The following is a 12499-nucleotide window of genomic DNA, read 5'->3' on the forward strand; positions in this document are numbered from 1 at the left end:
CGCCTAACAGGGTCGAAAATTGTATCGAAAAAAGGACTTTTAGACTCTGGCACTTTTAGAATTCGGCTACATTTAACGTCTCAAATAGAAGCAGCTATCTACGATTTTTTTGGCACGTTTTACCTTAAGAACTGATATACTAAAAAGCAACTAGCTGGTTAACAGTTAGCACTCTTTTTTAAAAATGGAGATGACCAGCGTGACAAAAACACTATATTTGATTGGCGGACCTATGGGAGCCGGTAAGACAGCCGTTAGCGAACAACTGGTTAAGCGGTTGCCTCAAGCGGTGATGCTAGACGGTGACTGGTGTTGGGCAATGGATCCATTTGTGGTGAATGATGCGACCAAAGCGATGGTAATGGATAATATCCACCATTTACTGAACGCGTTTATTCAAGCACCGGACTTGATTAATATTGTGTTTTGCTGGGTAATGGACGAACAAGAAATCATTGATGATGTTTTGGGTGGTTTAATGCTGAAAAATGTTCAAGTGGTAAATGTATCGCTGATGCCCAGTGCAGAGAAATTAAAGCGAAATATTACTGCTGATATTCACGCTGGCATTCGAACGGCGGATGCTATTCCGAAGGCCATTGCGCGATTGCCAAAGTATACAACCGTCAATAGCACTAAGTTGGATACAACGGCTCTTGTCCCCGCCCAAACTGCGGCAATGATCAGCAAACTATCCCATTAAGCTGATTCCTGCTGTAGTGATCGCCGAATGTAAGGTCAAACTGATTTATAGCCTTGTACAAAACTTTTGTGGCATTTTAGAATCTTTTCTAAATTCACAAACGTCTCTGTAGAATCTAAAAAATCTAAAATAATTTTGTCGCACAAAAAGTCTTTACAGCGCAATACTGCTCCTGTATAATCTTACTTGTTGTTCAGCGATGGCCCGTTGGTCAAGTGGTTAAGACACCGCCCTTTCACGGCGGTAACATGGGTTCAAATCCCGTACGGGTCATTATGCCGGCTTAGCTCAGTTGGTAGAGCATCGGTATCGTAAACCGAGGGTCAGGTGTTCGAGTCACCTAGCCGGCATCATACAACTTAAATCGCAGATGCACTGGTAAAACCAGTACGTCTGCGATTTTTTTAATCAAGTTCTGGTCCGGAAAACCATCATTTTTGCGCCAATGGCCGTTTAGTTTTCAAAAAGGCCACTATTAAGGGCTTACAAGGTGGTATGAGTCATCACCAATTTCACAAAAACAAATCACTCTGAATGTGGATTAGTTCTATATGTTGATGTCAATTGTCCTTACCGTTGTATTGTTAACTTTCTAGTATTTAAACAAATTTGCGGAAAAAGATGACTAACTTTAGACTTGTTTAATTGTCTATCTACTTTTAGTAAGTGTATCATAAACATTGAAACGACTCGCCACGAAAGGATGTTGTGATACATGAAAATTGCGATTATTGGTGCTACCGGCAATGCGGGGTCGGCTATTTTTAAAGAAGCCTTGAAACGCGGCCATCAGGTGACTGGCTATGTTCGCCACCCAGACAAGGGAGTTGGCATTTTACCACCAGACGCGGAATTAATACAGCAAGACGCGTTTACACTTACGCACAACGAATTACAAAATTATGATGTTGTCGTCGATGCTTTTGGCACCACCGTGGACCAAGCCTATCTGCACATCGACTTAGCCGACCACCTGATTCATGAACTGCGCGAGACTACTTCCCCACGCATCGTTTTTATTCTCGGTGCTGGCAGCCTAGAAACTGACGGAGGACGTCTCTATGACTTGTTAAAGAAAGACCCCCACGCTCCTTCCTTCATCAACACGCCCAAGAATCAGCTCAGAGAATATCAGTTGTTGCAATGGACTGACAACGTTAACTGGCTTGGTATTTCACCAAGTATGATTTTTCAACATGGTCCGGCAACCGAATACGTGCGCGGCGACAATACCCTTTTAAAAGACAGTCAGGGAAAGTCGGTATTAAATAGCGGCACATTAGCAGTAGCACTGCTGGATGAATTAGAGCAGCCAACGATTAAGCAAGCACGCTTTACTGCCCGCAATGCTTGATAAGTGATTTTCAAGTTCAAAAAGGATGAGGATCAATTGATACAAGTCAGACTAACTGTTCATTATGTTGATGAAAACGGTAAAGCACTAGGTCCGGATAATCACTTAATGAACTCGAGAGACCATCATTTTCGCCTAACCGCACCGCCATTGATTGGCTATGATTTTCAAAAAGCAATCCTTCCTAATGGACAACATGTTAAGGATCCGACTGTGGCTGGCACCATGAGCGGCGAAACCCCGGAGCTTACCTTTGTCTATACAACTGCCGACTCGCTCATCCACCAACCTAAGCCAGCCACACTTGTGATTAAATACCTTGATAGTCACCAAAAACCGCTTCGTGATGTGCAAGTTCTACACACCAAAACCGGTCATCAATTCAAGCTTACCGCACCGAACTTTTCAGGGTTTCATTATCACCACGCATTGCTTCCCGGGGGCATGGTGATGTCCGATAAAACTGTCACAGGACGATTAATCCGATCACATAACGAGCTGATTTTTACGTACCAGCCAACCTAAGGCAACAATTCCAATAAAATAGCTTCGATCTGACTGTTAATCTGTCATGATCGAAGCTATTTTATGTTATTGCTGGCCCGTTAAGATACTCTGCAATGAACTCGTATCACCTTGTTGTTGCAATGACTTGGCATCTTGATAGGCCTGATAATAATCACCAGAAGCAATTGCCTGGCGAATCGGTGTCACCGACTGTTCTTTAAAGAGAACAGTTGCAGCTAACTTTGCTTGATCCTGATTAACACCCGTCGCCTTTTGCAGCAATGTAGCTGCCTGGTCCTGATCCTGCGCAGCTTTCATAATCGTACTCATTTTCGTTTCTTTTATCGTATCAGCTGCTCGCTGTAAAACAGCATCTGTTGCCGGGTTGCCGGTTTTTTGAGCAGTAATACCTGACACAATCCGTGCTTTAACTGCACTGTCAGCTGGTGTGTCGTTACCAGTGACATTGCGAATCGTGTTATTAATCTGCGGAAAGAAAAAGATCCCGCACACAGCCATTAGTACAATAAGACCCGCGACAATCGAAAAAATTTTCAAGCCACGATGACGATGCTTTTTCTGCTGACGTATTTGCAATCGTTTATCCAAAAATGACACTCCCTTCACTTACAAGGACTCATATTAACATGATGCCAATTCACACAGAGGCGGTCAAGCTAGTGAACTTTAGTAGCCACTCGTTGTTAAATTTCCCGACTCGGAATCATAGGTTAATACAAGCCAAAGTTACGAGACCATTTACCCTTCTGAAAATAATATAGAAAAAAGGCATCCACTCATTGATGGATGCCTTTATGAGCTCCGGTTGTCAGGCTCGAACTGACGACAACCTGATTAACAGTCAGGTGCTCTACCAACTGAGCTAAACCGGAATAAACAGCGTGGCAGCTTCCTACCCTCGCAGGCAGTTTCCCACCAACTACTCTCGGCGTGAAGAAGCTTAACTTCTGTGTTCGGCATGGGAACAGGTGTATCCTTCTTGCTATCGCCACCACACTTATGAGAACTTTGCGCTCTCAAAACTGGCTATCATTGTTGTTGTTTTTGCCGGAACTTAACGTATTTCATCGAAACGCGCTCCCAGTCGCAGAAACCTCCGCATAAGGACCCTGACCGCAATGGCCAAAGAACGGCCATCACGCTCAGGCCCGCTTATGCTCCGGTTTCTAATCGCGACTGCTCGCGCTCTTACTTGGTTAAGTCCTCGACCGATTAGTACTGGTCCGCTCCATGCATCGCTGCACTTCCACTTCCAGCCTATCTACCTGATCATCTTTCAGGGGTCTTACTTCCATATAGGAATGGGAAATCTCATCTCGAGGGGGGCTTCACACTTAGATGCTTTCAGCGTTTATCCCTTCCGTTCATAGCTACCCAGCGATGCGCCTAGCGGCACAACTGGTACACCAGCGGAACGTCCATCCCGGTCCTCTCGTACTAAGGACAGCTCCTCTCAAATTTCCTGCGCCCGCGACGGATAGGGACCGAACTGTCTCACGACGTTCTGAACCCAGCTCGCGTACCGCTTTAATGGGCGAACAGCCCAACCCTTGGGACCGACTACAGCCCCAGGATGCGATGAGCCGACATCGAGGTGCCAAACCTCCCCGTCGATGTGGACTCTTGGGGGAGATAAGCCTGTTATCCCCAGGGTAGCTTTTATCCGTTGAGCGATGGCCCTTCCATACGGAACCACCGGATCACTAAGCCCGACTTTCGTCCCTGCTCGACTTGTCAGTCTCGCAGTCAAGCTCCCTTCTACCTTTACACTCTGCGAATGATTTCCAACCATTCTGAGGGAACCTTTGGGCGCCTCCGTTACATTTTAGGAGGCGACCGCCCCAGTCAAACTGCCTACCTGACACTGTCTCCCGCCACGATTAGTGGCGCGGGTTAGAGTGTTCATACAGCTAGGGTAGTATCCCACCAATGCCTCCATCGAAACTAGCGTTCCGATCTCTACGGCTCCTACCTATCCTGTACAAGCGGTACCAACACTCAATATCAAGCTACAGTAAAGCTCCATGGGGTCTTTCCGTCCTGTCGCGGGTAACCCGCATCTTCACGGGTACTATAATTTCACCGAGTCTCTCGTTGAGACAGTGCCCAAATCATTACGCCTTTCGTGCGGGTCGGAACTTACCCGACAAGGAATTTCGCTACCTTAGGACCGTTATAGTTACGGCCGCCGTTTACTGGGGCTTCAATTCTGGGCTTCGCTTGCGCTAACTCATCCTCTTAACCTTCCAGCACCGGGCAGGCGTCAGCCCCTATACATCATCTTACGATTTAGCAGAGACCTGTGTTTTTGATAAACAGTTGTTTGGGCCTATTCACTGCGGCTGACCTTGCGGTCAGCACCCCTTCTTCCGAAGTTACGGGGTCATTTTGCCGAGTTCCTTAACGAGAGTTCGCTCGCTCACCTGAGGATACTCTCCTCGACTACCTGTGTCGGTTTGCGGTACGGGTAGTTTATTTCTCACTAGAAGCTTTTCTTGGCAGTGTGACATCAGGAACTTCGCTACTTTAATTTCGCTCCCCATCACAGCTTGTCCTTAAGGCGGCAAGCATTTCACTCGCTACCGGACTTACTGCTTGGACGCACTTTTCCAGCCGTGCGCTTTCCTTAGCCTCCTGCGTCCCTCCATCGCTTAAACAAAATAAACTAGTGCAGGAATCTCAACCTGCTTGTCATCGACTACGCCTTGCGGCCTCGCCTTAGATCCCGACTAACCCTGGGAGGACGAGCCTTCCCCAGGAAACCTTAGTCATACGGTGGATCAGATTCTCACTGATCTTTCGCTACTCATGCCGGCATTCTCACTTCTAAGCGCTCCAGCCGTCCTCACGATCGACCTTCAACGCCCTTAGAACGCTCTCCTACCGCGCACCCTGACGGGTGCACCCACAGTTTCGGTATTATGCTTAGCCCCGGTATATTTTCGGCGCAGTGCCACTCGACTAGTGAGCTATTACGCACTCTTTAAATGGTGGCTGCTTCTGAGCCAACATCCTAGTTGTCTGTGCAACGCCACATCCTTTTCCACTTAGCATAAATTTAGGGACCTTAACTGGTGATCTGGGCTGTTCCCCTTTCGACAATGGACCTTATCGCTCATTGTCTGACTCCCGGAGTAAGATCAATGGTATTCGGAGTTTATCTGAATTCAGTAACCCTTGACGGGCCCCTAGTTCAAACAGTGCTCTACCTCCATGATCCATCCTCCGAGGCTAACCCTAAAGCTATTTCGGAGAGAACCAGCTATCTCCAAGTTCGTTTGGAATTTCACCGCTACCCACAACTCATCCCAGCATTTTTCAACATACATGGGTTCGGTCCTCCAGTGTGTTTCACCACACCTTCAACCTGGTCATGGGTAGGTCACTTGGTTTCGGGTCTACATCTACCTACTGAAGCGCCCTGTTCAGACTCGCTTTCGCTCCGGCTCCGACTTTTCATCTTAACCTCGCAGGCAAACGTAACTCGCCGGTTCATTCTACAAAAGGCACGCCATTACCCGTTAACGGGCTTTGACTAATTGTAGGCACACGGTTTCAGGAACTGTTTCACTCCCCTTCCGGGGTGCTTTTCACCTTTCCCTCACGGTACTGGTTCACTATCGGTCACTAGGGAGTATTTAGCCTTGGGAGATGGTCCTCCCGGATTCCGACGGAATTTCACGTGTTCCGCCGTACTCAGGATCCTGGACGGAGAGTCCGCCGTTTCGTTTACAGGGCTTTCACCTTCTATGGCGCAGCTTTCCAGCTGACTTCGACTACGTCGAACTTTGGTAACTCCAATGTCCAGTCCTACAACCCCGAGAAGCAAGCTTCTCGGTTTGGGCTCTTCCCACTTCGCTCGCCGCTACTATGGGAATCGAGTTTTCTTTCTCTTCCTGCGGGTACTGAGATGTTTCAGTTCCCCGCGTCTGCCGCCAACAAGCTATGTATTCACTTGCAGGCAATACACTGATGTGTACTGGGTTCCCCCATTCGGAAATCTCCGGATCAAAGCTTACTTATAGCTCCCCGAAGCATATCGGTATTAGTTCCGTCCTTCATCGGCTCCTAGTGCCAAGGCATCCACCGTGCGCCCTTTGTAACTTAACCTGTACTGACTTACGTCAGCGGTTATGCGATGCGAATTTCTATTATTAGAAACTCATACAAATACGCTGTGTTCTCGGCAATTTAAAACATTTACAACAATGATATCCAGTTTTCAAAGAACAAAGAATCGCCAACTAACGTCAACGATCGGCCTGACGGCCAATGGAGGATAACGGGATCGAACCGATGACCTCCTGCTTGCAAAGCAGGCGCTCTCCCAGCTGAGCTAATCCCCCATAAGGGTTGTTCAATTAACAAGCGAACGCTTGATGGGCCTAGATGGACTTGAACCATCGACCTCACGCTTATCAAGCGTGCGCTCTAACCAACTGAGCTATAGGCCCGATAGGCGTGTAGAAAGGGTAATCCCCTCAAAACTAAACAAAGTTTCGTGTGTGCAGGTTTCCGTCAGACTTTCAGTCTGTTTCCTTAGAAAGGAGGTGATCCAGCCGCAGGTTCTCCTACGGCTACCTTGTTACGACTTCACCCTAATCATTTGTCCCACCTTAGACGGCTCGCTCCCTAAAAGGGTTACGCCACCGGCTTCGGGTGTTACAAACTCTCATGGTGTGACGGGCGGTGTGTACAAGGCCCGGGAACGTATTCACCGCGGCGTGCTGATCCGCGATTACTAGCGATTCCGACTTCGTGTAGGCGAGTTGCAGCCTACAGTCCGAACTGAGAATGGCTTTAAGAGATTAGCTTGACCTCGCGGTCTCGCAACTCGTTGTACCATCCATTGTAGCACATGTGTAGCCCAGGTCATAAGGGGCATGATGATTTGACGTCATCCCCACCTTCCTCCGGTTTGTCACCGGCAGTCTTACTAGAGTGCCCAACTAAATGCTGGCAACTAGTCATAAGGGTTGCGCTCGTTGCGGGACTTAACCCAACATCTCACGACACGAGCTGACGACAACCATGCACCACCTGTCATTTTGCCCCCGAAGGGGAAACCTGATCTCTCAGGTGATCAAAAGATGTCAAGACCTGGTAAGGTTCTTCGCGTTGCTTCGAATTAAACCACATGCTCCACCGCTTGTGCGGGCCCCCGTCAATTCCTTTGAGTTTCAACCTTGCGGTCGTACTCCCCAGGCGGAATGCTTAATGCGTTAGCTGCGGCACTGAAGGGCGGAAACCCTCCAACACCTAGCATTCATCGTTTACGGCATGGACTACCAGGGTATCTAATCCTGTTCGCTACCCATGCTTTCGAGCCTCAGCGTCAGTTACAGACCAGACAGCCGCCTTCGCCACTGGTGTTCTTCCATATATCTACGCATTTCACCGCTACACATGGAGTTCCACTGTCCTCTTCTGTACTCAAGTTTCCCAGTTTCCGATGCACTTCCTCGGTTAAGCCGAGGGCTTTCACATCAGACTTAAAAAACCGCCTGCGCTCGCTTTACGCCCAATAAATCCGGATAACGCTTGCCACCTACGTATTACCGCGGCTGCTGGCACGTAGTTAGCCGTGGCTTTCTGGTTGGATACCGTCACGCCGACAACAGTTACTCTGCCGACCATTCTTCTCCAACAACAGAGTTTTACGACCCGAAAGCCTTCTTCACTCACGCGGCGTTGCTCCATCAGACTTGCGTCCATTGTGGAAGATTCCCTACTGCTGCCTCCCGTAGGAGTTTGGGCCGTGTCTCAGTCCCAATGTGGCCGATCAACCTCTCAGTTCGGCTACGTATCATTGCCTTGGTGAGCCGTTACCTCACCAACTAGCTAATACGCCGCGGGTCCATCCAAAAGCGATAGCTTACGCCATCTTTCAGCCAAGAACCATGCGGTTCTTGGATTTATGCGGTATTAGCATCTGTTTCCAAATGTTATCCCCCACTTAAGGGCAGGTTACCCACGTGTTACTCACCCGTCCGCCACTCGTTCAAAATTAAATCAAGATGCAAGCACCTTTCAATAATCAGAACTCGTTCGACTTGCATGTATTAGGCACGCCGCCAGCGTTCATCCTGAGCCAGGATCAAACTCTCATATAAATATGAGCTGTTCGAATAGCTCGATTTGTTGTTCTAGCGAATTGACTTCGCAAATGTTACTTTTTGCCTCGATACCGAAGTATCAAGGACCCTGCACATTTAAACGAAACTTTGTTCAGTTTTCAAAGGACTACCTTGTCAAAAAACAACTTTTATAGATTATCATGATCACCAATGCATGTCAACATCTTTTTTGAATAAACATGCAGTTGATGAATGCGATAAGCAATTAACAATTTGACAACGAAGAATATGATAGCAACTTTGCCAAGCCGCGTCAACACTTTTTAAATGAGGTTTTAATAAGAATTTCTAAGCCGAACGTTCAAAGAAAAATGCAGCGAATTATTAACAATTCGCTGCATAAAGATGCACTTTTTGCTATTAATCTTCCTGCTTGATTGCAGTTTGGCCGTGCATGTAGGGAACCAGAACGTCAGGAATCTTAACCGTTCCATCGGCTTGCTGATAATTTTCAAGAATGGCAGCGACGGTCCGTCCCACTGCAAGGCCTGAGCCGTTGAGTGTATGAACAAATTGCAGCTTGCCATCATCATCGCGATAACGGATTTGTGCTCGACGTGCCTGGAAATCCGTGCAATTACTGCAACTCGAAATTTCACGATAGCGATCCTGTGCCGGGAACCACACTTCAAGATCGTTTGTTTTAGCACTCGTAAAGCTGGCATCGTTGCTGGCTAAGGTGATGACGTGATACGGAAGGCCCAACTTGCGTAACAGGTCCTCTGCATCGTGAATCAAGTTTTTTAATTCTTTCCAGGAATCTTCGGGTTTGCAAAACTTGACCATTTCGACCTTGTTAAATTGATGCATCCGGATTAATCCACGAGTATCCCGGCCTGCGCTTCCTGCTTCGGAACGAAAGGCTGGTGTCAGTGCGGTGAAGTTAACCGGCAATTTGGCAGCATCCATAATATCCCCGCGATAATAATTGACCAGCGGCACTTCTGCGGTTGGAATCATGGTTAATGGCTCCCCATCGTTTGTGATGGTGTACGTTGCATCAGTAAACTTAGGAAATTGACCCGTGCCAAACATTGAATCGTTGTTAACCAAATATGGTGGAATAATTTCTTCATAGCCTTCTTTTTGGTGTTCATCCAAGAAGAAGTTATAAACGGCTCGCTCTAGTCGCGCACCTGCACCTTTATAGTAGACAAAGCGGCTACCTGATACTTTGGCCGCCCGTTCAAAGTCCAAAATACCTAGTTTCTCGCCGATATCCCAGTGATGTTTCGGTTGAAAATCGAAATGAGGAATGTTGCCCCATTTATATTCTTCACGCGAGTCGTCTTCATTTAGTGACATCGGGACATCATCAGCCGGAAAGTTAGGTAACCGAACCAGAATATAGGTGACTTTTTCATTCAGTTCTGCTAATTCTTTATCTAACTGGCTGATTTTTTGACCAACTTCACGCATAGCCGCGATTTGCTCGTCAGCGTTTTCTTTGTTCCGTTTCATCACCGCGATCTGGCCGGAAACTTCATTACGCTTTGCCTTTAACTCCTCGGTTTGAACTGTTACCTTACGTCGTTTCTCATCAAGGGCGATTAATTCATCGATTTCCTCACCCTTGATCGCGCGAGCAGCCAACTTCTTTTTTGCCCACTCCGGCTTTTGCCGAATCAACTTGAGATCTAACATATTATCCTCCTTCAAAAGTATCAGGCAGTTCACAAAAGGCCGACTTTCCCAGTGCTTGCCATCGCTAGGGTGCGCCTCTTTGGCCAACTTTGGACTGCTATACTTATTTCTAATCGAAAACCCGTCTGAGTGCTCAGTGCACACAAAAAGCCCTTCATCTCTAATGGGACGAAAGGCTTTTTCCGCGGTACCACCCAAGTTTGGCGCATAACGCCACCCTCTTGAGGCTGATAACGGTTGTCACCGTGCAGTTCATCACTGCCCACTAAGGCGCTGGAATGAGGATGATATGTCAGCTTGCACCACCCGCTAACTCTCTAAAACATCCATTAGGCGCTTCAGACGTGTTTACTATACGTTGTTAGATTACCGCATCTTTCGTGTTTAGACAAGCATCGAGAGCAGTTTTCATTAAAAGAATTAGCAAAACGATGCGTCATTTTCAATAGATAAATCGCGCATCTTTGAGGGTTTTCCCGTCCCATAGTTCCCGCAAAAGGCTATAAAGATGCCCATAATGATCGTTCGTGACATTGATGTGCCATGGGAAGATCTGGGTTTGTCCTGCTGCATCCTTAATGGCACCAACCGAAGTCGTAATAATCAGGTCAACATCTTTAAGGTCGGCATCCGGTGAAGCCAACTCAACAAACGGCACAGCATGTAAAAAAGCCAATAAATCAATGTATCCCGTCACCGTTTGTTCAATGACCGGCGCAACCAATACTTTTTGTTGGGGCTGAAATTGAACCAGTAGTTGATGCAGATTGCGATAAAACGCTTCTGCCAAAACATCGCGGCAGCCAACAAATGATGTCAGCTGCTGACTATCAATCACCTCATTGAGGGTTACTTTAACCTGCTGATAAAAGTCCGGGTCATCTTTGGTTTGCTGCATATTGGCACTAAACTCCGCCAACAAGCTGGTCGTGAAGTCTTTGTTGAACGCTAACACGCTGACGGTCACGCTTAGCATATTGGCAAATAACAAATTATAAGTATCATCCGGCAAATGGATATCAAGCTTAAAGTTATACGGAAAACGCGTAAAGAAACCGTTAATAAGTTGATAGATTTCCGGATTATAGTCATTGTAGCGGGCAATGATTCGTTGTTCTACCTGACCATCCGTAATAATATACAGCGGGGCAAAATTAAAAAGGAAATACAAGGCATCACTTTCACTTTGTTGCTGCTGCGTTGTCAGGTGCTGCAACCGCTTCGACTTATCCAGCAGGCTCAAAGCAGCATCACTAAAGAGATTCGGGACAGGATATTGCAAAACTTTTGAACCGGCTTCATGTGACAAAACATGGCCGCTTAAAATACGCTGGTGAGCCACCGCAATATAATACATCAACAATTCTCGCGTAATCTTGTTGACCTTGCCACTGTCAAACACAACCAACAAATCATCTAAAATTTCGCCTGCACGGTCATGGGATAAGTTTTCAAATGGCCAAGCGACACCGTTCGTTGCCAACCAGTAAGCAATGGTGATGAACAATCTGACATTCAATTCGGCTCCCACGAAGGAAAGTGTCTCGTAAGAAAATTGGACGCCACTTTGCCGGGCGTAACCGCGAATGACTTTCAAATGTCTTAACACGGTCGCTTTAGAACTGTCACAGGCTCTTAAAAAGTCATCAAAGTCTTCATATCGCTGATACAAAACCGCATCCAAAAAATGATACGGATTTGACTGTTTAACCAAATAATAGCGAAACTCATCAACCGGTATTCCCAGCAATGTTTTGACCGACGCATGTTCGCGGCCAATCATTGCTTCCAGCGAATGCATCAGGCCATTATACGTGTTATAGACGCTGCCATAATTACGATTGGTAATTGCCGCAACTTGTTTAAGGTTAACTTCACTAACCAATAGCCGGTGATCCCGATACGCTTTCACCCGCTTTTTAACCGGTGTCTGGGCTTCTCTGACGTCAATAATGGTCCGAAACAAACTCAGCTTTTCAGCATCGGACATTGATAAGAAAATGTCATGATTGTCTTTCATAAAATCTCCTTCGCGTAGACTTCTGTGTTGGGTAATCCATTCATTTGGAAACGCGTGGTATAAAGACTTGAAGTAGCAGCCCATGAGTCCTCGTCTTCTTAGACCAGCACGCG

The 12499-nt window shown here is 47.0% G+C and carries 6 protein-coding genes, 5 tRNA genes and 3 rRNA genes; 5 read left to right on the forward strand and 9 right to left on the reverse strand.

The genetic code is table 11. From position 1 onward, the window contains the following. The first annotated feature begins 184 nt into the window (after nucleotides 1-184). From EL173_RS09595 to EL173_RS09615, 5 genes are all read left to right on the forward strand, one after another. A complete protein-coding gene (locus tag EL173_RS09595) occupies nucleotides 185-703 on the forward strand; it encodes an AAA family ATPase (protein ID WP_005689944.1) in 519 nt (172 codons plus the stop codon). A 201-nt stretch (nucleotides 704-904) separates the two neighbouring features. Then, nucleotides 905-976, forward strand: a tRNA-Glu gene (locus EL173_RS09600). 4 nt (nucleotides 977-980) lie between these two features. Then, nucleotides 981-1053 (forward strand) — tRNA-Thr (locus EL173_RS09605). Nucleotides 1054-1418: 365 nt separating this feature from the next. Beyond that, nucleotides 1419-2057, forward strand: coding sequence for an NAD(P)-dependent oxidoreductase (locus EL173_RS09610; RefSeq protein ID WP_005687692.1), 639 nt, complete (start codon nucleotides 1419-1421; stop codon nucleotides 2055-2057). Between the two features lie 36 nt (nucleotides 2058-2093). Further along, complete coding sequence (locus tag EL173_RS09615; protein ID WP_015764546.1) at nucleotides 2094-2582, forward strand: MucBP domain-containing protein; 489 nt, start codon at nucleotides 2094-2096, stop codon at nucleotides 2580-2582. A gap of 66 nt (nucleotides 2583-2648) precedes the next feature. On the opposite strand, the gene EL173_RS09620 is transcribed toward EL173_RS09615, so the two are convergent. The 9 genes from EL173_RS09620 to EL173_RS09665 form a co-directional block, all read right to left on the reverse strand. Beyond that, the gene (locus EL173_RS09620) at nucleotides 2649-3173 is read right to left on the reverse strand and encodes a hypothetical protein (protein ID WP_005687690.1); all 525 of its coding nucleotides are present in this window, start codon (nucleotides 3171-3173) and stop codon (nucleotides 2649-2651) included. Nucleotides 3174-3384: 211 nt separating this feature from the next. After that, nucleotides 3385-3457: transfer RNA gene (locus tag EL173_RS09625), tRNA-Asn, on the reverse strand. A 7-nt stretch (nucleotides 3458-3464) separates the two neighbouring features. Then, nucleotides 3465-3581 (reverse strand): 5S ribosomal RNA (gene rrf / locus EL173_RS09630). A 196-nt stretch (nucleotides 3582-3777) separates the two neighbouring features. Further along, nucleotides 3778-6695: ribosomal RNA gene (locus EL173_RS09635) — 23S ribosomal RNA — on the reverse strand. 163 nt (nucleotides 6696-6858) lie between these two features. Then, nucleotides 6859-6931 (reverse strand) — tRNA-Ala (locus EL173_RS09640). Between the two features lie 34 nt (nucleotides 6932-6965). Next, nucleotides 6966-7039: transfer RNA gene (locus tag EL173_RS09645), tRNA-Ile, on the reverse strand. Between the two features lie 89 nt (nucleotides 7040-7128). Then, nucleotides 7129-8698 (reverse strand): 16S ribosomal RNA (locus EL173_RS09650). The 16S, 23S and 5S rRNA genes sit together here with 3 tRNA genes alongside, the layout of an rRNA operon. Nucleotides 8699-9082: 384 nt before the next feature. Further along, nucleotides 9083-10366: a serine--tRNA ligase gene (gene serS, locus EL173_RS09655; RefSeq protein WP_005693031.1), complete on the reverse strand. Its 1284-nt coding sequence runs from the start codon at nucleotides 10364-10366 to the stop codon at nucleotides 9083-9085. Between the two features lie 442 nt (nucleotides 10367-10808). After that, complete coding sequence (locus tag EL173_RS09665; protein ID WP_014571417.1) at nucleotides 10809-12386, reverse strand: helix-turn-helix domain-containing protein; 1578 nt, start codon at nucleotides 12384-12386, stop codon at nucleotides 10809-10811. Nucleotides 12387-12499: the final 113 nt, after the last annotated feature.

It is taken from the genome of Lacticaseibacillus rhamnosus (assembly GCF_900636965.1).
GTDB lineage: Bacteria > Bacillota > Bacilli > Lactobacillales > Lactobacillaceae > Lacticaseibacillus > Lacticaseibacillus rhamnosus.